Origin of the sequence: Microbispora hainanensis (assembly GCF_036186745.1) — a bacterium.
In the GTDB taxonomy this organism is placed as follows: Bacteria; Actinomycetota; Actinomycetes; order Streptosporangiales; family Streptosporangiaceae; genus Microbispora.
In genome coordinates, this window is record NZ_CP108086.1 from 3016858 (window position 1) to 3040124 (window position 23267).

The 23267-nt window shown below is 68.8% G+C and carries 26 protein-coding genes, 1 tRNA gene and 1 pseudogene; 8 read left to right on the forward strand and 20 right to left on the reverse strand.

Translation table 11 applies throughout. The features are described from left to right. Positions 1-25: 25 nt before the first annotated feature. The 8 genes from OHB01_RS14190 to OHB01_RS14225 all read right to left on the reverse strand — a co-directional run bounded on the left by OHB01_RS14190 (position 26) and on the right by OHB01_RS14225 (position 7746). Positions 26-769 carry an amino acid ABC transporter ATP-binding protein gene (locus OHB01_RS14190; protein ID WP_142652276.1) on the reverse strand — a complete coding sequence of 248 codons (744 nt, stop codon included), beginning with the start codon at positions 767-769 and terminating at the stop codon, positions 26-28. After that, positions 766-1605, reverse strand: coding sequence for an amino acid ABC transporter permease (locus OHB01_RS14195; protein ID WP_142652274.1), 840 nt, complete (start codon positions 1603-1605; stop codon positions 766-768). Before OHB01_RS14195 ends, OHB01_RS14190 begins: the two co-directional genes overlap by 4 nt. Further along, a complete protein-coding gene (locus OHB01_RS14200; RefSeq protein ID WP_142652272.1) occupies positions 1602-2495 on the reverse strand; it encodes an ABC transporter substrate-binding protein in 894 nt (297 codons plus the stop codon). The genes OHB01_RS14195 and OHB01_RS14200 overlap by 4 nt, the downstream gene beginning before the upstream one ends. A 110-nt stretch (positions 2496-2605) precedes the next feature. Continuing rightward, positions 2606-3088, reverse strand: a complete 483-nt coding sequence (locus OHB01_RS14205; RefSeq protein WP_142652270.1) for a MarR family winged helix-turn-helix transcriptional regulator — start codon at positions 3086-3088, stop codon at positions 2606-2608. Between the two features lie 35 nt (positions 3089-3123). Then, positions 3124-3945 (reverse strand): YceI family protein, encoded by an 822-nt coding sequence (locus OHB01_RS14210; RefSeq protein WP_142652268.1) that lies wholly within the window; start codon positions 3943-3945, stop codon positions 3124-3126. Next, on the reverse strand, positions 3942-6557 hold the full coding sequence (locus tag OHB01_RS14215; protein ID WP_328855499.1) for an MFS transporter: 2616 nt from the start codon (positions 6555-6557) through the stop codon (positions 3942-3944). The genes OHB01_RS14210 and OHB01_RS14215 overlap by 4 nt, the downstream gene beginning before the upstream one ends. Positions 6558-6720: 163 nt before the next feature. Beyond that, complete coding sequence (locus OHB01_RS14220) at positions 6721-7212, reverse strand: YajQ family cyclic di-GMP-binding protein (RefSeq protein WP_142619740.1); 492 nt, start codon at positions 7210-7212, stop codon at positions 6721-6723. Positions 7213-7266: 54 nt separating this feature from the next. Further along, the gene (locus tag OHB01_RS14225; protein WP_261985692.1) at positions 7267-7746 is read right to left on the reverse strand and encodes a GNAT family N-acetyltransferase; all 480 of its coding nucleotides are present in this window, start codon (positions 7744-7746) and stop codon (positions 7267-7269) included. Positions 7747-7895: 149 nt separating this feature from the next. Here OHB01_RS14225 and OHB01_RS14230 point away from each other — a divergent pair. Together OHB01_RS14230 and OHB01_RS14235 are read left to right on the forward strand one after the other, a co-directional pair. Then, positions 7896-7977 (forward strand) — tRNA-Tyr (locus OHB01_RS14230). 261 nt (positions 7978-8238) lie between these two features. Beyond that, positions 8239-8715 carry an NUDIX domain-containing protein gene (locus OHB01_RS14235; protein ID WP_328855500.1) on the forward strand — a complete coding sequence of 159 codons (477 nt, stop codon included), beginning with the start codon at positions 8239-8241 and terminating at the stop codon, positions 8713-8715. Here the strand turns inward: OHB01_RS14235 and OHB01_RS14240 are convergent. After that, positions 8694-9572, reverse strand: a pseudogene (locus tag OHB01_RS14240) (IS256 family transposase); the annotation flags it as partial. The gene OHB01_RS14235 and the pseudogene OHB01_RS14240 sit on opposite strands and share 22 nt — an antisense overlap. Between OHB01_RS14240 and OHB01_RS14245 the strand changes: the two are divergent. After that, entirely contained in the window at positions 9490-9699 is a 210-nt protein-coding gene (locus OHB01_RS14245; protein ID WP_328855501.1) for a hypothetical protein, read from the forward strand. The pseudogene OHB01_RS14240 and the gene OHB01_RS14245 overlap by 83 nt on opposite strands. 743 nt (positions 9700-10442) lie before the next feature. Here the strand turns inward: OHB01_RS14245 and OHB01_RS14250 are convergent. Then, positions 10443-10778, reverse strand: a complete 336-nt coding sequence (locus OHB01_RS14250) for a hypothetical protein (RefSeq protein ID WP_328855502.1) — start codon at positions 10776-10778, stop codon at positions 10443-10445. A gap of 151 nt (positions 10779-10929) precedes the next feature. On the opposite strand from OHB01_RS14250, the gene OHB01_RS14255 reads away from it, so the two are divergent. Both OHB01_RS14255 and OHB01_RS39905 read left to right on the forward strand, forming a co-directional pair. Continuing rightward, complete coding sequence (locus tag OHB01_RS14255) at positions 10930-11241, forward strand: hypothetical protein (RefSeq protein WP_328855503.1); 312 nt, start codon at positions 10930-10932, stop codon at positions 11239-11241. A gap of 172 nt (positions 11242-11413) precedes the next feature. After that, positions 11414-11632 carry a nucleotidyltransferase domain-containing protein gene (locus OHB01_RS39905; RefSeq protein ID WP_419197577.1) on the forward strand — a complete coding sequence of 73 codons (219 nt, stop codon included), beginning with the start codon at positions 11414-11416 and terminating at the stop codon, positions 11630-11632. Between the two features lie 6 nt (positions 11633-11638). Here OHB01_RS39905 and OHB01_RS14260 read toward each other — a convergent pair whose 3' ends face one another. The 7 genes from OHB01_RS14260 to OHB01_RS14290 all read right to left on the reverse strand — a co-directional run bounded on the left by OHB01_RS14260 (position 11639) and on the right by OHB01_RS14290 (position 17931). Then, positions 11639-12943, reverse strand: a complete 1305-nt coding sequence (locus OHB01_RS14260) for an IS256 family transposase (protein WP_169953795.1) — start codon at positions 12941-12943, stop codon at positions 11639-11641. A 199-nt stretch (positions 12944-13142) separates the two neighbouring features. Further along, the gene (locus OHB01_RS14265; RefSeq protein ID WP_328855504.1) at positions 13143-13385 is read right to left on the reverse strand and encodes a hypothetical protein; all 243 of its coding nucleotides are present in this window, start codon (positions 13383-13385) and stop codon (positions 13143-13145) included. Between the two features lie 709 nt (positions 13386-14094). Then, positions 14095-14877 carry a transposase family protein gene (locus OHB01_RS14270; RefSeq protein WP_142652781.1) on the reverse strand — a complete coding sequence of 261 codons (783 nt, stop codon included), beginning with the start codon at positions 14875-14877 and terminating at the stop codon, positions 14095-14097. A gap of 285 nt (positions 14878-15162) precedes the next feature. Then, entirely contained in the window at positions 15163-15414 is a 252-nt protein-coding gene (locus OHB01_RS14275) for an LLM class flavin-dependent oxidoreductase (RefSeq protein WP_221890011.1), read from the reverse strand. A 17-nt stretch (positions 15415-15431) separates the two neighbouring features. After that, complete coding sequence (locus OHB01_RS14280) at positions 15432-15716, reverse strand: SRPBCC family protein (RefSeq protein ID WP_328855505.1); 285 nt, start codon at positions 15714-15716, stop codon at positions 15432-15434. Beyond that, the gene (locus OHB01_RS14285) at positions 15686-16777 is read right to left on the reverse strand and encodes a fumarylacetoacetate hydrolase family protein (RefSeq protein WP_328855506.1); all 1092 of its coding nucleotides are present in this window, start codon (positions 16775-16777) and stop codon (positions 15686-15688) included. Before OHB01_RS14285 ends, OHB01_RS14280 begins: the two co-directional genes overlap by 31 nt. Then, the gene (locus OHB01_RS14290; protein ID WP_142651337.1) at positions 16774-17931 is read right to left on the reverse strand and encodes an epoxide hydrolase family protein; all 1158 of its coding nucleotides are present in this window, start codon (positions 17929-17931) and stop codon (positions 16774-16776) included. Before OHB01_RS14290 ends, OHB01_RS14285 begins: the two co-directional genes overlap by 4 nt. A gap of 157 nt (positions 17932-18088) precedes the next feature. Between OHB01_RS14290 and OHB01_RS14295 the strand changes: the two genes are divergently transcribed. Together OHB01_RS14295 and OHB01_RS14300 are read left to right on the forward strand one after the other, a co-directional pair. Then, positions 18089-19033 carry a LysR family transcriptional regulator gene (locus OHB01_RS14295; RefSeq protein ID WP_142651336.1) on the forward strand — a complete coding sequence of 315 codons (945 nt, stop codon included), beginning with the start codon at positions 18089-18091 and terminating at the stop codon, positions 19031-19033. A 30-nt stretch (positions 19034-19063) separates the two neighbouring features. Beyond that, a complete protein-coding gene (locus OHB01_RS14300) occupies positions 19064-20251 on the forward strand; it encodes an FAD-dependent monooxygenase (RefSeq protein WP_147942691.1) in 1188 nt (395 codons plus the stop codon). Here the strand turns inward: OHB01_RS14300 and OHB01_RS14305 are convergent. Together OHB01_RS14305 and OHB01_RS14310 are read right to left on the reverse strand one after the other, a co-directional pair. Next, on the reverse strand, positions 20244-20597 hold the full coding sequence (locus tag OHB01_RS14305; RefSeq protein ID WP_147942692.1) for a hypothetical protein: 354 nt from the start codon (positions 20595-20597) through the stop codon (positions 20244-20246). The genes OHB01_RS14300 and OHB01_RS14305 overlap by 8 nt on opposite strands. A 35-nt stretch (positions 20598-20632) precedes the next feature. After that, complete coding sequence (locus OHB01_RS14310) at positions 20633-21733, reverse strand: HAMP domain-containing sensor histidine kinase (RefSeq protein WP_328855507.1); 1101 nt, start codon at positions 21731-21733, stop codon at positions 20633-20635. A 290-nt stretch (positions 21734-22023) separates the two neighbouring features. On the opposite strand from OHB01_RS14310, the gene OHB01_RS14315 reads away from it, so the two are divergent. Further along, on the forward strand, positions 22024-22299 hold the full coding sequence (locus OHB01_RS14315) for a hypothetical protein (protein ID WP_328855508.1): 276 nt from the start codon (positions 22024-22026) through the stop codon (positions 22297-22299). Positions 22300-22473: 174 nt separating this feature from the next. On the opposite strand, the gene OHB01_RS14320 is transcribed toward OHB01_RS14315, so the two are convergent. Beyond that, positions 22474-23193 carry a response regulator transcription factor gene (locus OHB01_RS14320; RefSeq protein ID WP_142651332.1) on the reverse strand — a complete coding sequence of 240 codons (720 nt, stop codon included), beginning with the start codon at positions 23191-23193 and terminating at the stop codon, positions 22474-22476. Positions 23194-23267 lie beyond the last annotated feature (74 nt).

Consider the following 23267-nt stretch of genomic DNA (forward strand, 5'->3'; position numbering starts at 1 on the left):
TTCCACGAAGGGGGTGCTCCGGACGTCAGACGCCGCCGGGGTGCAGCACGCGGCTGAGGAACTCGCGGGTCCGCTCGTGCCGCGGGTCGGCGATGACCTGCTCGGGCGGCCCGTCCTCGACGATCACGCCGCCGTCCATGAACACCACACGGTCGGCGACCTCGCGGGCGAACCCCATCTCGTGGGTGACGACGAGCATGGTCATGCCGTCCTCCGCGAGCTGCCGCATGACCGACAGCACGTCGCCGACCAGCTCGGGGTCGAGGGCGGAGGTCGGCTCGTCGAACAGCATCAGCGAGGGGTTCATGGCGAGCGCGCGGGCGATCGCCACCCGCTGCTGCTGACCACCGGACAACTGGGGCGGGTAGGCGTCGATCTTCTCGATCAGGCCGACCTTCTCCAGGTTCTCCCGGGCGACGCGGTCGCACTCGTCCTTGCGCCGCTTGAGCACCCGCTCCTGGGCGATCGTGACGTTGCGCCGCACGGTCAGGTGGGGGAACAGGTTGAACTGCTGGAACACCATGCCGATGTGCCGCCGGGCGGCGTCGATGTCGACGTCGGGGTCGGTCAGGTCGACGCCGTCCACGACCACGGTGCCGGAGGTCGGCTGCTCCAGCAGGTTCACGCAGCGCAGCAGCGTGGACTTGCCCGAGCCGGACGGCCCGATAACGCAGACGACCTGGCCGCTCTCGACCGTGAAGTCGATGCCGCGCAGCACTTCGAGGCTGCCGAACGACTTGTGCAGGTTCCTGATCTCGACGGTGCTCATCGGTGCGCTCCCTGACGCGCTTCCAGCCGCCTCGCGACGTACCCGAGGGGGATCGTGATCAGCAGGTACGTCAGACCGGTCACGAGGATCGGCGTGGGGTTGGCGTAGGTGGAGGACTGGTCGTTGCCGAACTTGGCCAGCTCCACCTGGGCGGCCGTGACGCCCAGGATGAGCACCAGCGAGGAGTCCTTCAGCAGCATGACGAGCTGGTTGGTGAGCGGCGGCAGCACGATCCGGATCGCCTGCGGGATGATGATCGTGATCATCGCCCGCATGTGCGGCATGCCGAGCGACCGCGCCGCCTCCATCTGTCCCTTCGGCACCGCCTGGATGCCCGCCCGGAAGTTCTCCGCCATGTACGCCGCCGAGACGACGCCGAGCCCCAGGGCGGCACTGCCGTACACGCCGCCGGGCAGTTCGAAGCCGGGGAACGCCAGCGGGAGGCTCCCGATCATCAGGAAGATGAGCAGGATCGGCAGGCCGCGGAAGATCTCGATGTAGATCACCGACAGCCACCGGTAGGGCGCGACCGAGGACAGCCGCATCAGGGCCAGCACCAGACCCGCGACGAAGCCGAGGGCGAAGCCCGTCAGCGTGTAGATCACGGTGTTGCGCAACGCCACCGTGAACAGGTCGGGCAGGCCCTTGCCGGCGACCTCGAGGTTGAGGAACGACTCGCCGATCGACTTCCAGTCGGCCAGCGCGACCAGGACGACGAAGACCACGATCAGCAGGGCGTACTGGATGACCCGGCTGATGCGCTGCCTCTTGCGCGGGCTGAGCCCCTTGCGGGGCTCAGCCGGGGATGGCGCCTGCTGCTCGGTCACAACACTCATGATCCCGCGGCGGGCGACTCGGTTCCGGTCTCGGCGCCCGAACCACCGCCGGACGCGCCGCCGGGCTCGGTGCCGAACCACTTCTTGTAGATCTCGTTGTAGGTGCCGTCGGACTTGGCGGTGGCGAGGACCTCGTCGACGACCTTCTTGAGCGCCGTGTTGTCCTTCTTCATGCCGATGCCGTACTGCTCACCGGTGTCGAGGCTGGCGACCTGCTCGAACTTGGCGCCGATCTCGGGCTTCTTCAGCCAGGTCAGCACGACCGGGAGGTCCTGCACGATCACGTCCGCCTGGCCGGTCTGCAGGCCGAGCAGCTCCTTGGGAGAGTCGGCGAACTCGATCGGCTCGAAGCCCTTCCCCTTGACGTAGTCGAGGCCGGTCGTGGACGCCTGCGCGCCCAGCTTGAGGTTCTTGGCCTTGACGTCGTCGAGCGAGGTGACCCCGCTGCCCTTCTTCGCCATCAGCGCCTGGGTGGCGTCGAAGTACGGCTCGGAGAACAACAGGTTCTGCTGACGCTCCGGCGTGATCGTCATGCCGGCGGCGGCGACGTCGCACTTGCGGGCGTTCAGCGCGGCGCCACTCTTGATCGCCGCGAAGTCGATGTCCACGATGTCCTGGGTCACGCCCAGCTTCTTCGCGACCAGGTCGACGATGTCCACGTCGAACCCGACGACCTTGTCGCCCTGGTTGAACTGGAACGGCTCGTACGGAATGTTCGTGCAGGTGGTGAGCTTTCCGGCGTTGACGAGGGCGACACCGCCGGGGGCGGCCGAGGCCGTCGTCGTGCCCGAGTCGGCGGAGTCGCTCCCGCAGGCGGTGACGGTCAGCGTCGCCGCCAGAGCCACCGCCCCGATGCTCGCCGCTTTCCGATAAATGGACCAGGGAGCCACACCGGCCTCCTTGCTGTGGTGCGAAAACGTCTGAGGCGCAGTTTAAGCGTCCCTTATGACGGATTGGCCACCACATGGGTTGTAGCCCGTAACGTACGTGAAACGTGAGGTCAGGGATAGAGGTCTTCCGTGAGTATGTTGAACCGTTCGAGCATCCCTGCGAGCAGCCGTACGTCCTCTTCCGGCCAGGCGGCCAGCAGCGTGCGGAGCCGGCCCTCGCGGGCGGACCGCGCGGCGCCGAGCCGCCTGCTGCCCTCGGCGGTGAGGGCCAGCAAATGGGCCCGGCCGTCCTCGGGGTCGGGGCTGCGGCTGATCAGCCCCAGCTCCTCCAGCCCCTTGAGCTGGCGGCTGATCGTCGCCCGGCCGACCCGAAGGTAGGCGGCCAGGTCGCTGGACCGCATCGGCGAGCTCTGCTCGATGCGGACCAGCAGGCCGTACGCGCCGGGGTCCAGCTCGGGATGCACCTTGCGCCCCATCCCGGCGGAGAACGCGTTGGCGCGCCGCAACAGGATGGCGAGCTGCCGCTCGATCGCGCAGTACGCCTCGTGTTCGCCGGCCGTGGGCGGTCGGGGAGCGATCTCCGCCTCCGTCATGGCCTGCCTCCTCCTGACTATGTGTGGCAGGGGATTTACCCGCGCACCGCCTGGATTTCCAGCTCTACTTTCAGTGTCGCCCCGATCAGCGAGATCCCCGCCTGGACGACCTGGTTGTAGGTCATCGCGAACTCCTCGCGGCGCAGCTCGGTGACCGCGTGGAACGCCGCCCGCAGCCCGCCCCACAGGTCCGGGCCCGTGCCCAGATAGCTCAGGTCGAGATCGACCGGGCGGCTGACGCCGCTCAGCGTCAGCACGCCGTGCACCGTCCACCGGTCCGGGCCCGCCGGCGACAGCCCGGTGCTCCGGTAGGTGATCACCGGGTGCACCGGGACGTCGAGGAAGTCCGCGGAACGCAGGTGATCATCGCGCATCCGGCTGCCCGTGTCGATGGAGCCGGCGACGATCTCGGCGACCACCGACGACTCCTCCGGCGTGGCGCCCATCTCGATCCGGCCGGAGAACTCGGTGAACCGCCCCTGCACGCTGCTCAGCCCGAGGTGCCGCGCCGTGGCCGAGATCTTCGAGTGCTCGGGGTCGATCGTCCACACACCGGGCGGCGGGAGCGCGGTGCCGCCCTGCCGGGCCAGCACCAGCGTGCCGGCCTCGGCGGCGCCCGAGGCGGTCGCGATCGCGGTGGACGCGGCGGGCGCATACCCGATCGCGGTCGCGACCACCGTGTAGACCCCCGGCGGCAGCGGGGCGGTGACGACGTGCCCGTCGGCGTCCGCCTCCGCCCGCGCCACCTGCCGACCGGTCGTGTCCGTCACCGTGACGACCGCGTGCTGCACGGCCCAGCCGTCCTTGCTCCTGACCAGGGCGTGCAGTCCCCTGGGCGCCGTCTCGGAGACGCTCATCGCTCGTGCCCCAGCCACACGTCGTACGGCTCGTCGCCCTCGCCGCCGAGGTTAAGCGTGCTCGCAACGGGCGGGTAGCCGCTCGCGACGAGCGTGTACTGCCCGCCGGTCAGGTCGGTGAAGGCGTACTCGCCGTCCTCGCCGGTGGTCGCCACGCCCACCACGTTGCCGGCGGCGTCGAGCAGCGTGACCCTGGCGTCGGCCAGCGGCACGCCGTCCTTGACGCGGACCGTGCCCCGCACCCGCGCGCCGGGCAGCAGCACGACGTCGTGCCGGGTCTGGCCGGTGCCCAGCACCTCGATCGGCACGGCGGAGGGACGGTAGGCCGCGCCGCTGACCGTGAGCGTGTAGGTGCCGGCCACGATGCCGGAGAAGGAGAAGCCGCCCTGGGCGTCGGTCGCGCTGCTGGCCACGACCTCGCCGCGTACGTCGGTCACGACGACCACCGCGTCGGCGACCGGCGTCCCGTCCGCGCCGCGTACGGTGCCGACGAGCCGGCCCGAGGCCGCGAGCACCATGTCATAGTCGACCGGCTGGTCGCCCACGACCAGCGTCGCGACCTGCGGCTCCCGGTCGCCCGCCGATGCGATCAGCACGTACGTCCCGCTGCCGGGCGCCTGGAGCACGTAGCCCCCGTCGTCCTGGGTGACCGTACGGCCGAGCTGGTGGCCGCGTACGTCGATCAGCGTGAGCGTGGCGCGGCCCACGGGCACGCCGTCCCGGCCCTTGACGAACCCGCGGATGTCCACGCCGGGCCCGTGCGCGTCCATCGCCAGAGCGGCGTACGGCTGGGCCTGGGTGGCGGTGAGGACCTGCGCGTTCGGGGCCTGCGTGGTCAGAGACTGTGCGTTCAGGGCCTGCGTGGTCAGAGGCTGTGCGTTCAGGGGCTCGATGGCGGTGGCGTGGCCGTTCGGCGACGCCGGCTCGGCCCCGGCCGCCGTGACCGGCCGCTGCCTGTCGTGCTGCTGCCTGTCCCGCTGGGCGTGGCGTCCGGTCACGGCGCCGTTCCGCTGGGGCGCGGTCTCGGGTCCGGGCGTCTCGCCGGCCTCCGCCGCGTCGGCGCGTACGGTGATCGCGCTGGTCCGCAGCGGGACCTCCTTGATGAACAGCACGGCGATCAGCGCGAGGAGGGAGAGCGGCGCCGCGTAGAGGAACAGGTCGCCGATGCCGTGGCCGTACGCGCCCTCCACAGCCGTGCGGATCGGGGCGGGCAGCGCGGACAGCTTCGGGATCGCGCCGGCCTCCTGGCCGGTGCCGCCCTGCACGCCCAGCGCGGCCAGGGCGTCCTCCAGGTAGTGCTTGACGCGGTCGCCCATCAGGGCGCCGAGGGCCGAGACGCCGATCGCGCCGCCGAGGGAGCGGAAGAACGAGACGACCGAGCTGCCCGCGCCCAGGTCCTCCGCGCGCACCTGGTTCTGCACCGCGAGGACGAGGTTCTGCTGGCTCATGCCGATGCCGACGCCGACGCAGAACATGAAGATCGCGACGAGCCAGTAGTCGGTGTCGTACCGCAGCGTGCCCATGAGGGCGAACCCGGCGGTGAGGAAGAAGGTGCCGGAGACCAGGAAGACCTTCCAGCGGCCGGTGCGGGTGATGATCTGCCCGGAGACCGTGGAGGAGATCGCCAGGCCGAGGATCATCGGCAACGTCATCAGGCCGGCCACCGTGGGCGTCTCGCCCCGGGCGAGCTGGAAATACTGGCTGAGGAAGGTCGTGCCGCCGAACATCGCGACGCCGACCAGCACGCTGGCGATCACGCTGAGGCTGACCGTACGGGTCCGGAACAGGCGCAGCGGGACGATGGGCTCGCTCACCTTCGACTCGACCACGAGGAAGAGCAGCGCGAGCACCACCGCGCCGCCGACCATGGCGCCGGTCTGCCACGACAGCCAGTCGTACTTGGTGCCGGCGAAGGAGACCCAGATCAGCAGCAGCGAGACCGCGGCGGTGATCAGCGTCGCGCCGCCCCAGTCGATGCGTACGTCCCGCTTGAGGACCGGCAGGTTCAGGGTCTTCTGCAGCACGATCAGCGAGAGGACCGCGAACGGCACGCCGACGTAGAAGCACCAGCGCCAGCCGAGCCACGAGGTGTCGACGATGAGGCCGCCGACGAGCGGGCCGCCGATCGTGGCGACGGCGAAGACCGCGCCCAGGTAGCCGGAGTAGCGGCCGCGCTCCCGCGGCGAGATCATCGCCGCCATGATGACCTGGGTGAGCGCGGTGAGGCCGCCGGCGCCGAGGCCCTGGATCACTCGTGCCACGATCAGCATGCCGGAGTTCTGCGACAGACCGGCGATCGCCGAGCCGATGACGTAGACGGTGAGGCCGAGCTGGATGAGGATCTTCTTGCTCATCAGGTCGGCGAGCTTGCCCCAGATAGGGGTGGACACCGTCGTGGCGAGCAGGGTCGCCGTGATCACCCACGTGTAGGTGGTCTCGTTCGCGTGCAGTTCCGCCGTGATCGTGGGGAGCGCGTTCGACACGACGGTCGACGACAGGATCGCGACGAACAACCCCAGCATCAGCCCCGAGAGCGCCTCCAGGATCTCCCGGTGCGTCATCGCGGGGGCCGCCGTGTCCGGCGGCGTCTCCCTCGTCCTCGCTGTCGCCATCGAAGTCCTTCCCGATGTGATCAAACTTAGTTTCCCTAAGCAATCATATGTTGATCGTTGCTCCGGGCAACCAAATGGTCATGGCCGGGTGGCGTGCGGAAACGACGAAGGCCCTGAACCCGCAGGTCAGGGCCTTTCCGTCAGTGTCGCGCTGTGATGCGTCTCACCGGTAGTTGACGAACTGAAGGGCGATGTCGAGGTCCTTGCCCTTGAGCAGCGAGATGACCTGCTGGAGGTCGTCCTTCTTCTTGGAGCTGACCCGGAGCTCCTCGCCCTGGATCTGCGCCTTCACGCCCTTCGGGCCCTCGTCCCGGATGAGCTTGGAGATCTTCTTGGCGTTCTCCTGGTCGATGCCCTCCTTGAGGGACACCATCAGGCGATACTCCTTGCCGGACAGCTTCGGCTCGCCCGCGTCCAGGATCTTGAGGGACAGGTTGCGCTTGACGATCTTCTCCTTGAAGACGTCGAGAACCGCGTTCGCCCGCTCCTCGCTGTTCGCCTTGATCTCGATGTCCTTCTGCCCCGACCAGGAGATGCTCGCGCCGGTGCCCTTGAAGTCGAAGCGGTGCCCGACCTCCTTGACCGTCTGGTTCAGGGCGTTGTCGACCTCCTGCCGGTCGATCTTGCTCACCACGTCGAAACTGCTGTCGGCCATCGGTGTCCGTGTCCTCTCTCCGTTGCCCTTCGAGATTAGTGGCCCACGATGTGATCAGAGGTCTTTCCTCATGACGACGCGAGGCGCCACCTCTATGCCCAGGGCCCGCTCGTGCTCGACCAGCGCCGTGAGCTCCGGCCCCCACTCGTCAGGTCGTACGACCCGGAAGCCGCGCCGGGCGTACCAGGGGGCGTTCCACGGCACGTCCCGGAAGGTCGTCAGCGTCACCGCGGCGCTGCCGGCCCTGGTGGCCGCCGCGCACACGGCATCGAGGAGCCGCGTTCCGATGCCCTGGTCGCCATGATCGGGACGTACGGCGATCTGGTCGAGATGGGTCAGGCCGTCGACCACCCCGAGCAGGGCGAACCCCATCGGCGGCCGGCCCGCCACGATGACCCGCCCGGGATCATCGCACTCCTCGATGACCGTGGTGCCCGGCGGGAAGACGATGCCGAGCGGTACGAACATCCCGTCCGCCGCTTTCTCGATCTCCGCCAGGACCGCGAGGTCCGCCGGCTCGGCCTGTCTGATCACCGTTCCACTATGACCGGTGCACCGCCGCGCCCGCTTCCGGCTTTCCGGCACCCGCCGCCGGCCACGTGAGGGGCGCGGCGAAACCCATGTCACGTGCACCCGGGAAGTCCGCTATTCTTCTACCTGTCGCCGCGGCGAGCGGAAGACAAGGCAGGTTGCCCGAGTGGCCAAAGGGAGCGGTCTGTAAAACCGTCGGCTCAGCCTACCCAGGTTCGAACCCTGGACCTGCCACTAGCAGAACAGCAGCTCAGAGGCCCTCCGGGGCCTCTTCTGCTTTTCCGGCCTGTGCAGCCAGACGCCACCCTGAGCGGCCGTCTGTCGCGGGTCGCGCAATATACGTGCAATGATCTTGAGGCTGTTTCCGCAGGTCGTGCGGGCTGTCTCGCCGTGGGTATGCGCCAGGCTTACGGATGAGTCGGCGGGGACGCAACCAGCGTCTACCCGGACAGCATGAGCGGTCGAGATGGCGCCTGCATCGGTAGCGTCGTGACCATGGTGCGACGGATCGACTTCTACGACGCCCCTGCTCCGAACAGCCTGGTGCCGTCCGTCAACGTCGTCGTCACCAATGAGGCCGGCGACATCCTCATGATCCGCCGGAGTGACAACGGCAACTGGGCCGTCCCCGGCGGTGCGATCGACCTCGGTGAGTCCCTCCCGCAGGCCGCGATGAGGGAGACCCGCGAGGAGACCGGCGTGCTGTGCGAGATCACCGGCCTGGTCGGCATCTACACCGATCCTCGGCACGTGATTCTCTACACCAGCAACGGCGAGGCCCAACAGGAGTTCTCCATCGTGCTCACCGCCCGCGCCGTAGCCGGCAAGCCCACCCCGAGCAGCGAGTCGAAAGAGGTTCGCTGGGTGCCCCGAGACCAGGTCGAGGCTCTGCCCATGGACCGCTCGGAGGATGTCCCGACGTTCGTGGAACTTGATCGGCGGTCCCGCGGTCAGGCGACGTTCTCGTTGTAGCAGTTTGAGGTCGGGTTCTGGGCTGCGACGTGCCGGTCAAGCGCGCTGCGGAGTGTGGGCAGGTGCAGGAAGCCGTTGACGCGGCGGAACTGCTTGGTGGCTTCGGTCATGCCGGCCGCGCACCAGCGCAGCGCCATCTGCCCGTCCTTCCAGTTCTTGACGTTGGCGGCGTGGTCGCGGCAGATGGAGATCATCGATTCGATGGGGTTGGTCGAGCGCAGCGAGCGCGCGAGTGTCGGTGGCACGTCCAGCCGCAGGATGGTCAGCGTCTCGTCCATTCCCTCTCGCAGCGAGGCCGCGGCTCCGGGATACTTCTTGTCCAGTTCAGCGGCCAGCGTGGTCAGCTTGGCTTCGGCGGCGAGCGGGGTATCGGCGTGGTAGGCGTCGCGCATCCGCTTGTCGGCCACAGCGCGTAGCTTCTCAGGGAGCTTGTCCCGGACATTCCTGATCTTGTGGAGCTGACAGCGCTGAATCACCGGGTGGTCGAACACATCCAGTACCGCCCGGCGCAGCGCTTTGGAGCCGTCGAGCACGACCAGGATCGGGCGGGTGACGTTCAGGCCGCGCTCACGCAGGCCGACGATCAACTCGCGGGCCAGGGTGGCGTTCTCGGTGGAGCCCTCCACCAACGCAAGAGGGTGCTTGGTGCCGTCGATGCCGATCCCCAGCGCCACGATGCAGGTGTGCTCGCCGAAGTGCACCCCGTCCAGCATGAGGGCGGCCAGATCCAGCCCGGACAGGTCGGCCGACATCAACTCCGCCAGGGCGCGCTCGGTGGCGACGACGAAGCGTCGCGAGATCGCCGACTTGGACGTGCCGGTGGAGGAGCGCTCGACGGCGCCGCCGACCGGCTCAAGGGCGGCGCTGCGCGCCGCCTCGCGGCCCTACGCCCGCTCGGCGGCCGGGCGTGCGGCCTGGGGGCCGGTCCCGGCCGCCGGCAGCTCGGGCCGCACCTCCCCTCCGCCGCACGCCCATGAGCCGTGAGACCCGGTCGTGCTAAAGCCGCGGAGTCAGCGCCTTCGCTGCCACCAGGGCCATTCAGGCGATGCATGCGGATCCAGCGACGTCCGGGCGAGAAACCGCCTATACAGCGGGAGAACCAAGGAGTACAGGTAGGGCCTGGCCCACGGCGGCAAGGCCGTGAGCGCCTGATCAAGCCGCCAGCGTGGGGCTGCTCCGCAGCACTCAGGGCACATGCATGTCGGTGCGATCCGGTCGACGGTTCCGGGGATCACTGCCTGTGCCCACGCGAGCAACGCCTCCGCTACCTCACCCGGCCGCATTCTGGTGTGCTCAAGCCTGATCACCGCGGCCATAGGACGACGGCCGAGACCAGGGACTTGATGGATCGATGCTCTGTGAGTTCCGCACACCGAACCACGTGCGGGAACCCGAGAGGGGCGCCTACGCGGCATAGCCCTTTCTGATCGACGTCATAGACAGATGATCGCACTCCCGTATCCGTTCCTCCACATGCCTCAGCGCGAAACAATCAGCGCAACCGGCGGGGGCGCTCCGGCTCCGGGGTGATCGCCAAGACCCGCCCATCGTCTCTGGCCGTAGGTGGCTGAGGTAGGGGCCTGATCACCCCGCCCGCCATCGACCCGGGACAAGCCGAGCAGACCAAGGCCGCCGGGTCCAGGTCGTTCGTCCAGTAGGGCGCTCCACCTGGACCCGGCGGCCTTGGCCCGCTTCCCCTTCGGGCGGGTCGACGGCAGACGGGGTGATCAGGAAGGCGGCGGCGTGCGCGGGCGCGGGCGCGGGGGAGATTCGCCCGCAGCTACCTGCGTAGCCCACAAGCGCAGTTCACCGATGACGGTGGCCAAGCGATCATCATCAGCCACCCCGGCCGGCGCCCAGGGCTGCGTCCGCAACTCACACTCCCCATCGAGATCGGACCACAGCCACTGAAACGAGTCTCTGATCTCAAGCACACGAGGGTCCGATGCTGCAAACAGTCCCCAGAGATCTTCAAGCAGCTTGGGCAGCCGTGTCCGGCCCGAGGCATACAGGTCGAGGTGCTCGACCATGCGGCCGATCAACGCTCGCTGGTAGTCCTCCACGAGGTCACATTCTTGATCGCCGTGCAGTCAGCCAGGGGAACGAGGAGGCAACCACGGTCCTCATGACCGGCCCCACGCCCAGATCAGCGCCCGTACGGGCCGTGATCCATGCAATTCCCAAGCTGACAGTCTGCCTTTTACTCTCGTCCTCATGACACCGCCGCGCGAAGTTCCCCCGAACGTCGAGCATGTTCGTGACATGCGAGACTTCGCCGCCTACCTGAAGTTCATGGCAGACGACTTCGATGCCGATCGCGCAGAGTGCGAACGGCAAGTATCCGAGGGGGAGCGGCTCGGCGAGGCCCGCTGGAGCAGCACGTACGTTGGCGAGTTCCTTAGATCTTGGGCAGCGTGGCTCCAGGACGGCTGTATCCGTGAAGGAGCCCCGTTCAAGGACGACGTCGACCCGCCGACATGGCAATCGCTCGCTCTCCAGATCCACGCCGCCCACCTCTACGAGTAGGTCGTTCTGGAAGCCACCTTGAGAGCCACCCGGACGGACGATCACGAACTGGGGCGAACGAATCTGAACGACGGGTCGGTCATCGAGCAGCACGGCGAACGATCCTGAACAGCTCTGAAGATCTTTTAAGGGCCTGACGGTTCCAGCCCAGTCATGATCAATATGTGCCAGAATGGCGTTTGTGAAACGGGACAACGCTACGAGGCTTGTCGAACTCGTCCTAACTAACCAGGTCGCGGGGCAGGACACATGGCCGCTAGAGGTCATTGACAAGATCTATGTCTTCGGCTCGTACGCGCGTGGTGCTTTGAAGCCTCATGACGTCGATCTCTTTATCGAGAAGATACCGGGTGACGGGGTCCGTCCAGTCAACGGTGTAACTCGCGGCTGATTTCTTCTATCGCGAGGCCGGGGACAGCCGGCCTTCGAAGGTGATGGCGAAGGCGTTGAGGGCGGCCTTCCAGCGGGTGACCCAGCGTTTGCGGCCCTTGCCCGTGGGGTCGAGACTCATGATCGCCATGTAGACGCACTTGAGCGCGGCCTGCTCGTTGGGGAAGTGGCCGCGGGCCTTGACCGCCCGGCGGATGCGGGCGTTGACCGACTCGATCGCGTTCGTCGAGCAGATCACCCGGCGGATCTCGGCATCGAAGTTGAGGAAGGGCACGAACTCGGCCCAGGCGTCCTCCCACAGCTTCACGATCGCCGGATACCGGCTGCCCCAGGCCTCGGCGAACTCCATGAACCGCTCCAGCGCCGCCGCCTCGGTCGGGGCTGTGTAAACAGGCCGCAGCGCTTTGGCGATCGCGTCCCAGTGCTGGCGGGCGGCGTACCGGAAGCTGGCGCGCAGCAGGTGCACCACACAGGTCTGCACCACCGCCTGGGGCCAGACCTGCTCGATCGCCTGCGGCAGGCCCTTGAGCCCGTCGCAGACCACCATCAGCGCATCACCCGCACCGCGGTTCTTGATCTCGGTCAGCACGTGCAGCCAGAACTTGGCGCCCTCACCGCCGTCACCGGCCCACAGGCCGAGGATGTCGCGTTCGCCGTCGACCGTCACAGCCAGGGCGACGTAGATGGGCCGATTGGCGACCTGACCATCGCGGATCTTCACGTGGATCGCGTCGATGAACACCACCGGGTAGACGGGGTCGAGCGGCCGGTTCTGCCACTCGGTCATGCCCTCGATCACCTTGTCGGTGATGGTGGAGATGGTCTGCTTGGATACCTGCGCGCCGTACACCTCGGCCAGGTGCGCGGAGATCTCGCCCGTGGTCAGGCCCTTGGCAGCGAGCGAGATGACCATCTCATCGACGCCGGACAGGCGCCGCTGCCGCTTGGCCACGATCTTCGGCTCGAAGCTGGCGTCCCGGTCCCGCGGCACATCGATCTCGACGGGCCCGACGTCGGTGATCACCGTCTTGGTACGGGTGCCGTTCCGGGCGTTGCCCGTCTGGCTCGCGCCGCGTTCGTGCTTGTCGTAGCCGAGATGGTCGGTGAGTTCGCCTTCCAAGGCGGACTCCAGCACCAGCTTGGTCAGCCGGCCCAGCAGCCCGTTGTCGCCGACCAGCTCCAGGCCATCAGCGCGGGCCTGCTCGACCAGCTTGGCCACCAGTTCCTGCTCTGAGGCCTGCGGCTTCTTACGCGCCACCGCGGCGTCCTCCAGGTCATTCGTCGCTTCCGATGCCTGGATCACAGTAGTCATCGATGCGTTCTCCTTGATCAGGAGTTACACCGAAGACCGTACAGTCCCGGGTGACGAGCGTTGGGCACACCACTTCGTCAACTCGATGTCGCGCGGGGGCGGCCCTTACTCGATCATCCGTCAAGGTTTGCTTGGAAGAAGGCGCGGCTGTCAGCTGGTCTTCGAATACGACATCCATTCGGACAACGATGCGATCCTTTTATGGCAGCGAGGTGAACCGCTTGAGACGGCGTTGGGACGGCTGCGAGCAATCGAAGTAGACCCCGAGGCAGGGCGCGCTCCACGGGAAGCCATGCTGCATGAGTTCGAGGGTCTCGACAGATACATTCCGCTCTACCATCGCGAGCAACTCGTCGCCGCCGTAACCGCCGGGGCGATCTCTATCGAGCGCCTCACGCTCGACGGCGCAGGGCCCGACCCCGATCGGGATGTCGACCTCCATATACGTCTCCGGTGGAATGAGACCAGCCCGCTTGGACGAGCCGCCAGGGCAGTCTTGGCGTATTGGAGAAGCCGCGGTATCGATCCAAAAACTGGTCATCTACATGGGAAAGACATCGAATCCAAGGACACTCCCTACTTCGCGGGCTTCCAACTCAGATACCTTCAGAGTCTGCCTCACTGCTTCACGCACTTCGGGGGGATCGAGTGGATCGAAATCCCTCACCCGACAACGACCAAGCCACTTGAGGCACTCCGCATCGTGCCTGGGGACAACCTACGACTCTTGGAACGCGGATGGCCGGTGGAGCCCTAGCCTTCGGCGGGGGTTGCGATTCGGGTTGCGATGATCCTGGTGGACCCTTCCAACGGGTGACCGAATCTGCTGTGCAATATGCGTGCAATGATCTTGACGGAGGAGCCGGTACGGCAGAGCCTCGCCGCAGCTCAGTGGCTGCCGGAAATGGGGAAAGGTCACGCGCTGTAAAACCGTCGGCTCAGCCTACCCAGGTTCGAACCCTGGACCTGCCACCAGCAGAACAGCAGCTCAGAGGCCCTCCGGGGCCTCTTCTGTTTTTCCGGCCCATGCAGCCAGAGGCAGCCCTGAGTGGCCCGATGCCAGTGGGTCGACAAATGCGGCATGCGCCTCACCGTCGTCTTCGGCGCCATCACGCCACCGTCGGCATGGCTCTGCTTGCACTGAGCCAATTTCATCCTCGGGAGGCGTGTGCTACCCGATGGTTCTGAAGGACCGCGATGGCTTTGACCAGGTGGCCGGTCTTGCTCGGGCTACATCGCAGCTTGCGCAGGATGCGCCAACTCTTGAGCTGGGCGTTCGCGCGCTCACCAGGCCCGCGGAGCTTGGCGTGTGACCGGTTGGCCTGCTTTTGAGACTCGGGCTTGTTCCTGCCCTTGTACGGCGTGATCAGCACCTCGGCCCCGGCGCCCTGATAGGCCTTGTCGGCCAGGGTGATGATCCCGGCTTGGTCGAGCGCGCGCAGGATGCCCCAGATCCGGGCGGCGGTCAGGTCGTGGGTCTTGCCTGGCAGCGCACCGGAGGTCCACACGATGGTCCCGTCCGGTCCCGCGATGACCTGCACGTTCATCCCATGCACGCGATGCTTGCCCGAGTAGTAGGGCCGGTCGGCCTTCACTCGGTCGGTGCGGATGAGCGTGCCGTCCAAGACCAGGTAGTGCAGGCCGTCCTTCGTGGCCTTCCGCAGCGCCGTCGCCAGTTTCGGTGATCGAGCCGACAGCAGGGCGACGGTTTCCTCCACATACCGCCACGCGGTGGCCGCCGACACTCCGAAACCCGCTCCGACCTCGGCGAATGTCTCGCCCTTGCGCAGATAGACCAGCACCAGGAGCGCCTGCTGCCCGGGGTTGAGCCGCCGCCACGTCGATCCGATGGCCTTGCGCCGCCTGCGGATCAGTCCGGCCACGTAGTTCAGCGTTGAACGCGACAAATCGACGGCAGCACGATAGAACAGCACCCGAAGCTCCTGGCGATGACGGTGATGGTTGTGGTGATCAACCCGTCTACCAGGAGCTTCGCCACATCATGAGGAAAACCCGAGCATCGCGATCATGCTGTGACCGGCTTAGCCGCCCGGCGGATGAAAAACGTTCACTGTCCGGACCCCAGGGCAGCTACCTCGTCAACATCCTCGGCCCGTCCGTCGTCATCGGCGTCGGTATGGCCCTGATCTTCCTGCCCCTGTCCCTGGCGGCCGGCACCGGCGTGCCCGCCGACTGCCAGGGCATCGCCTCCGGCTCCATCAACGGACCTCCTTGGCCAGCAGGGCGCCAGGCCACGTCGGGGCCAGCAGGACCGCGCTGAGCAGCCCGATCGTGGTGGTGGCCCCCGCCGCGGCGGCGAGCGCGACGGTGTCGCTCACCCCCGGGTACGCGTACCGCCCGGTCGTGGCGAGCGTGGAGAACCCGGCCTCCTCCGCCAGGGCCGCCCAGCGCGGAATGGTCGCGGCGGTGACGTCGCGCACCTGGTTCGGAAGTCCGATGCCGATCTTCACCAAACTCCTCTCCGATGTCATGGCCTGCCAGGAAGGCGGCCGTTCTCGACCAGCGCTTTGAGCCGCGGCAGGGTCTTCTCGATGGCCTCGGCATCCCGCCGGCCCCAGGCGGATCCCGCGACGCGCTCTCCCTGCGGCGAGGTGGTGAAGTCGCAGGTCTCGGTGACCAAGGTGCCGCCCTCGGCCTCCTCCAGCTCGTAGCGCCAGCGGTGCCGGCCCGGGTGCGCCCAGGCGATGCGGCGGTTCTCCTCGTACTCGACCACGGTGTTCGTCACCTCGTACGGCACGTCGAACAGCACCATCGAGACGCTGAACTCCGCGCCCAGGGTGAGGCGGGCGGGACCGGTGATCGTGCCCGCGACCGTGCCGGACCCGTCGAAGTGGTGTGCCGGTGGGGGTCGGCGATCACGTCGAACACGGCGGCGGCGGGAGCGGCGATCAGGATGCTCCGCGAGATCTTCATCTCCGGTACGCGCGTGTCGCCCTTCGCGACGATCCGCGCCTCGACCGCGCCGAGCTGCTCGACCTCGACCCGGACGGTGTCGCCGGGCGTCAGGTAGTCGCGCCGCCCGGCCAGCTCCAGGATGCAGCCGGTGCCGACGGGACCGCTGGCGATGATGTCGCCGGCCCGCAGCGTGGTGTCCCGCGACGCGTGCGCCAGCAGCTCGCCGAACGACCAGTGGATCTCGTCCCAGCCGCCGCCTCCGTACAGCTCGCCGTTGACGTAGCCGTTCATCGCGAGCTTGTAGCCCTTGCCCGACCGGTGGGGCTCCAGTTCGTCGGGCGTGACCAGGTACGGGCCGAGGCTGGTGGCGGCGTCCTTGCTCTTGGAGGGGCCGAAGACGAAGCCCATCTCCCGGGCGGAGAGGTCGCGGGCGCTCCAGTCGCAGTAGACGACGTACCCGGCGATGTGGTCCTCGGCGGTGGCCGGGTCCAGGTCGGAGCAGTCGTCGGCGATGACGGCGGCGACCTCGACCTCGTAGTCCCACGCCGTGGTCGCGGCCGGGACGGGGACGTCGTCGCGCGGGCCCCGGATCGCGGCCGGGTTCGAGAAGTGGAAGATCGGCTCGTCGTACCAGACCTGGCTGATCGTGCCGCCGGCGGCGCCGGCGACGTGCCGTTCGAAGGCGGCGAAGTCGCGGACCGAGGGCGGCACCGGGATCGGCGCGAGGAGGTCCGCCCAGGCCAGGTCCACGATCTCGGCCGGGTTCGACGTCACAGGGGCGGCGGCCGCCTCCAGGCCCTCACCGGAGCGCAGCACGTCCAGCAAGGTCATTCCCGGGGTGTGGCCGAGGATCTTGTTTCCCTGCACCAGCCCGCAGCGCTCCGACCCGTCGGACGAGCGGTACGTGACCCACCTCATGCGGACTCCCCGATCGCCCGCGCGAACGCGCGTACCTCCTCGACGAACAGGCCGGGCTGCTCGAACGCCGCGAAGTGGCCGCCGGCGGGGATGTCGTCGTTGAAGTAGCGCAGGTCGTGGAAGGCGCGTTCGGCCCAGATCCGCGGGGTGCGGGTCAGCTCGTTCGGGAAGACGCTCACGCCCACCGGCAGGTCCAGCTCGGTCAGCCCGAGCGGCTCCTGGGCGTACTCCCAGTAGAGGCGGGCGGATGAGGTGGCCGTCCCGGTCAGCCAGTACAGGGAGATATGGTCGAGCATCTCGTCCAGGGTGAAGGCGCCGGGGGCGGCCCAGTCGAGGAACTTCTCGTAGATCCAGGCGGCCTGACCGGCCGGGGAGTCGGTCAGGGCGTAGCCGATGGTCTGCGGCCGGGTGCGCTGCAGCAGGTGGTAGCCGGAGTGGACGCGGGCGAACGCCTCGCCCTGGGCCAGGGCCGCGGCCTCTTCCCTGGTCGGCTCGTCGCCGACCGGCGGCAGGGCGAGGAACTCGGGGAAGTTGAGGTGGACGGCGCGCAGGCCGTCAGGGCGCTGCTTCCCCATGCGGGTGGCCACCACGCCGCCCCAGTCGCCGCCCTGCGCCAGGTAGGAGTCGTAGCCGAGGCGCCGCATCAGCACCGCGTACGCGGCGGCGATCCGGTCCGGGGTCCAGCCGCCGGTGCTGGGGATGTCCGAGAACCCGTAGCCGGGCATGGACGGGACGACGACGTGGAAGGCGTCCCGCGCGTCCCCGCCGTGCGCGACCGGATCGGTCAGCGGGCCGATCACCTTCAGGAACTCCAGGAACGATCCGGGCCAGCCGTGCAGCAGCAACAAGGGTGTCGCGTTCTGGTGCGGTGAGCGGACGTGCGTGAAGTGGATGCCCTGGCCGTCGATCGTGGTGCGGAACTGGCCGAGGTCGTTGAGGTGCCGCTCGATCGTGCGCCAGTCGTATTTGGTGGCCCAGTGGTGCAGGAGCTCCCGGAGCCGGCCGAGCTGCACGCCCTGGGCGGCGTCCGGCACGGTCTCCTGGTCGGGCAGGCGTACCCGGGCCAGCCGCTCTCTCAGGTCGGCCAGCGCGCTGTCCGGGATGTGGATATGGAACGGCTGGACGCCGTCGTGGCGAGCCGTGTCTGCTTGCATGGTCTTTCGGTTTCTCCGTGAACGGTGGTCATCGCCCGGCCTGAGGAGCCGGGCTCGGCAGATCGACCATGCGTTCGCGGTCACCGGCGCGTCCAATGAAAGTTGCGCAACAGGTAATACGATCCCCGTATCACCGCAGGTGGGCTAGCCTGCTGGTGTGCTCCCCGCCCCCGTCGACCTCGACCTGAGACTGGTGCGGTGCTTCGTCGTCGTCGCCGAGCATCGCCACTTCGGCCGCGCGGCGGAGGCCCTGCACACCACCCAGCCGTCGCTGAGCCGTCAGATCCGGCGGCTCGAGCAGCAGCTCGGCGTGCGGTTGCTCGACCGTACGACGCGCGGCACCCACCTGTCCGAGGCGGGCGAGGTCTTCCTGCCCCTGGCGACCGGGCTGCTGCGCGCGGCCGGCCAGGCCATGGCGCAGACCCGGGCCGCCGCCCGGCCGCGCGAGATCACCATCGGCTACACCCGCGGCCTGTTCATCACCCCCGCCGTACGCGCGCTGCGCAAGGCCGAGCCGGAAGCCGAGGTGAAGACCCGCCTGCTGGCCTGGAACGACTCACGAGCGGCGCTCCTCGACCATCGCGTCGACGCGGTCGTCACGCGGCTGCCGTTCGCCACCGACCAGCTGCACGTCACGGTCCTCTACGACGAGCCCCGCGTCCTGGTCGTCCCGCTCGACCACCCTCTCGTCGGCCGCGAATGGGTCACCCTCGACGACATCGCCGGCGAGCCGATCCCCCACGTCCGCCAGTCCGATCCGCTGCTCAACGCCTACTGGCGCGTGGACCCGCGCCCCGACGGGAGCCCGGCCCCGGACGGCCCGCTCGTCGAGGACCTCGAGGACAAGCACGAGCTCATCGCCGCCGGCGCCGCCGTGGCCATCGGCCCGCCCCTCGACTACGCCACCGGCCTGCACCCCGGGCTGACCACCATCCCGCTGCGCGACGTCGAGCCGAGCCAGGTCGTCCTCGCCACCCGGGCCGGCGACCGCAATCGCCTGGTCACCGCCTTCCGCAAGCACGCCGAGGCCCGGCTGCGCACGCACCAGAGCCACCCCGCACGGACGTCGGGGGTCAGACGGTCGTCAGCGGATGGTCGGTGAGTCGTCAGCGGGGTTTCCGAAGGTAGAGCCATGACGAACAAGCACACCTCGGTCCTCATCTCCGGCGCCAGCATCGCGGGCCCCGCCCTCGCCTACTGGCTGGCCCGCTCCGGCGCCCAGGTCACCGTTGTGGAGAAGGCCCCAGCCCTCCGCACCGGCGGCCAGGCCATCGACTTCAAGGGCGAGACCCACATGGAGCTCCTCCGCCGCATGGGCATCCTGGAGGAGATCCAGCGCCGCCAGACCGGGGGCACCGACCAGACGGTCATCGACTCGTACGGCAAGCGGATCACGGTCATGCCGGGCTGGTTCACCGGTGGCGACCTGGAGATTCTCCGCGGCGACCTGGCGGAGATCCTCTACGAGCGCACTCGTGACACCTGCCAGTACATCTTCGGCGACTCGATCACCTCGCTCACCGAGACCGCCTCGGGCGTCCAGGTGACGTTCGAAAAGGGCGCGCCCCGGACCTTCGACGTGGTCGTCGGCGCGGACGGCATCCACTCCAACGTGCGCCGCCTGGCGTTCGGCCCGGAGTCGAACTACGTGAAGCACATGGGTCACTACTACGCGCTGGTGGACATGGAGCGTGTCGTGGACGAGCCGGTGATGTACAACGAGCCGGGCAGGCTCGTCTCCATCGGCGGCCCCAAGGCGCCCGTCTTCTTCTGCTTCGCCTCGCCTCAGCTGACCTACGACCGCTACTCGGCGGCCGAGCAGAAGCAGATCCTGATCGACGCCTACCGCGATGGGGGCTGGCGGGTGCCCGAGATCCTGGCCAAGCTGGCCCGTTCGAAGGACGTGTACGTCGACGCCATCGCCCAGGTCGCGATCGAGCGCTTCTCGAAGGGCAGGATCGTGCTGCTCGGCGACGCCGCCGCGGCCAACACTCTCGGTGGCGTCGGCACCGGCCTGGCCCTGGTCGGCGCCTACGTGCTGGCGGGCGAGCTGAGCCAGGCCGACCACCGTACGGCCTTCGAGCGCTACGAGAAGACCATGCGCCCGTTCATCAAGGCCGCCGACGGCAACAACGCCGGGCCCTTCCTGGCACCGCGCACCCGCAAGGGTCTGTGGCTGCGCAACCAGTTGTTCAAGCGGAGCTTCCTGCTCAGGTCGATGGCCAAGATGGGGGAGAAGATGGCGGGCGGCCACTTCGAGCTGCCCGACTACGCCTCCCTGAGCCGGTCGGCGTCCACCGACGCGAGCCGCTCTAGGTGAGCCGGCAGAGTGTCCCGCACAGCGGACAGAAGGCGAGCTTGGCCGTGGACGTCGCCTCCAGGCCGCAGTCGGGGCAGCTGCCTTGCTCGAGATTCGCCGCATTCGGCCCGAAGTCACCGTCGTAGTAGTCCCGGTCCGGCCAGGCGACTGCCTCGATGAAGGGCTGAGCCGATGACGAGTCTCCGCCTGGTGGCCGGGAGACTTCGGCAAGGACCAGCGTAGAGGGCATGGTGGTGCCGTGTTCCGCGTGAGCGGGCAGCACACGACGGAGTACGTCCACCAGTTCAGGAAGGCTCAGACGAAGCAGCTCCCGCGCCAGAGCGTCACGCTCATCATCGGTGGTCACAGGTGCCACGTTAGTCAAAGCCGGGCGGACTTCGGTCAAGCGGGGAGCCGGAGGGTGAAGGTGGAACCTACGCCGACGACGCTGGTGGCGCTGAGCGACCCGCCATGGGCCTCGGCGAGCTTGCGGGCGATGGGCAGGCCGAGCCCGCTGCCACCGCTCCGCCTGCTGCGCGACTTCTCCACCCGCCAGAACCTCTCGAAGACCAGCGGGAGGTCGCCGGGCGCGATCCCGCTGCCGGTGTCGGCGACGTCGATCACCACGTCGCCGCCGTCATGGCGGGCGAGCAGGCTCACGGTGCCGCCGGGCGGGGTGTGCCGTACGGCGTTGGAGACGAGGTTGCCCACCATCTGGCGCAGTCGTACGGGATCGGCGACCAGATGGAGGCGGCCGTCGGCCTTCGTCAGCAGGGTGACGCCGGCGGCCTCCGCGCCGCCCCGGTGGGCGGTCGCGACCTGGGTGAGCAGGTCGGCCACGTCGACCGGCTCGGTGTGCATTCTCAGCTCGCCCGCGTCGGCCACCGCCAGGTCCTGGAGGTCGTCGATGACGCGCTGGAGCAGGAGGGCCTCCTCCAGCAGCGACGCCACGAGCTCCGGATCGGGGTCGGCGAGCCCGTCCTGGGCGGCCTCCAGCCAGCCGCGGATGTTGCTCAGCGGCGTCCGCAGCTCGTGGGCGACGTCGCCGACCATCGCCTTGCGCAGCTCCTCCAGTCGTTCGCGCCGCTCGGCCATGGCGTTGAAGGCCGCGGCGAGCCTGCCGATCTCGTCCTTCCCCTTGACCTCCACGCGGGCGGCGCGCCCTTCCTCCATCTGCCGTACGGCGTCGGTGAGCGCCCGCAGGGGGCGGCTCAGCCGGGTGCCGGCCATGACGCTGGCGGTGACGGTGATCAGCAGCACGAGGGCGGCGACGCCGGCGATGCGGGCCTGGTTCTCCGGCGACAGGTCGAAGACGGTGGACGTGTCGCCGCCTCGGCTGCTGAGGAAGAGCAGCGCGGGCGGGGCGACGTACGGCGTGAGCTGCTCGCGGCGGCTGCCGGCGACGCATTCCGGGACGACGCCGCCGCGGGGGCCGTCGTCCGCCGCCTGGGCGGGCACGGCTCCGGGCACCCGCGTCCAGCTGAAGTCGAGGTTGAGCCGCACGTTCGACTCGTGCCGCCGCTCCAGGCAACTGTCGACGAGCTTCTGCAGCGCCGCGAGGGCCCTTGGCCTCGGTGGCGGTCGGCCGGTCGAGGACGGTGCTCGGGCACCGGGTATCGGAGTACGGCCGCGCGCCCCGGGTGTCGAGCACCGGTCGTCCGCTCGGGCTGTAGGCGATCGTGGCGACGGTGCCGAAGGCGTCGCGCAGGCAGGCGGCACGCCGTTCGGCGGCGACGCGCAGGGCGTCGCGTTCCTTGCGCGGCAGTAGGAAGGGGCCAACGGCGCGCGGGTCGATGTGGTCGGTCACGGCCGCCATGGCCTCGCCCTGCGATGCGTCCGAGTACCCGGTGGTCAGGGACGAACCGGACGCGGCCGCGAGGGCCGTGTCCATGTGCAGCGGGTCGATCGACGTGGTCGGCCGCGCGGGCAGGGTCGCGGGCGGCCCGGTGTCGGAGTCCACGAGCGGCACGCGCTGCTCGGTGGTGATCGTGACGCGGCGGCCGGTCTCGCGCGCCAACTGTTGCACGATCTTCCCCGCGCCGTCCCAGCCGGGGTGGGCGGCCGCGTAGCCGAGCAGGGTGTCGTACGTGCGGGCGTCGTCGGTGAGCGCCTGTCCCTGTTCCTGCCTGATCGCCACGGTGGTGCTCCGCGCGGTCAGCCAGGCCGTGGCCGCGATCGAGCAGACCGACACCAGCACGGAGACCGCGAGCACCCGCACCAGCAGGCTGCGGTGCAGCGGCACGTCAGTCCGCATCGCGCGCGTCCCGCCGGTCGTCGGCGAGCTTGTAGCCCACCCCATAGACGGTGAGGAGCCGTACGGGACGGCGCGGCGTGGGCTCGATCTTCCGGCGGAGGTTCATGATGTGGACGTCCACGGTGCGCGAGGTGATGTAGCGGTCGAACCCGTGCAGCCGGGTGAGGATCTGCTCGCGGGTGAACACCCGTCCCGGCTCGCTGACGAGCAGCTCCAGCACCGCGAACTCGCCGGGGGTGCACTCGACGGGCACGCCGTCCACGCTGACCTCGTGGCGGTCGGGGTCGACGACCAGGGCCCCGGCCCTCAGCACCGGCGCGGGCGGCCGGGCCGGGACGGCGACGGCACGGGCGCGCCTGAGCAGCGTGCGGACGCGCGCCATCAGCTCGCGCGGACTGTACGGCTTGGTCATGTAGTCGTCCGCGCCGAGGTCCAGGCCGAGCAGCAGGTCGTCCTCGGTGGAACGGGCGGTCAGCATCAGCACCGGGAGGTCCGACTCGGCGCGCAGGATGCGGCAGACGTCCAGTCCGTCGACCTTGGGCATCATCACGTCGAGCACCAGCAGGTCGGGGGCCCGCCGGCGTACCGCATCCAGGGCCGCGCGGCCGTCATGGACGGCGTCGACCTCGTGGCCCTCCCGCTCCAGATAGCGGCGGATGAGCTCGGCCTGCTTGACGTCGTCCTCTGCTATCAGGACATATGCACCCACAGTTGGCGATAGTAGGTGGGCCCGAGGACCGCCTCGCCCCTGCTCATCTGCCGGCCAAAGGTTCCTGACAGGTT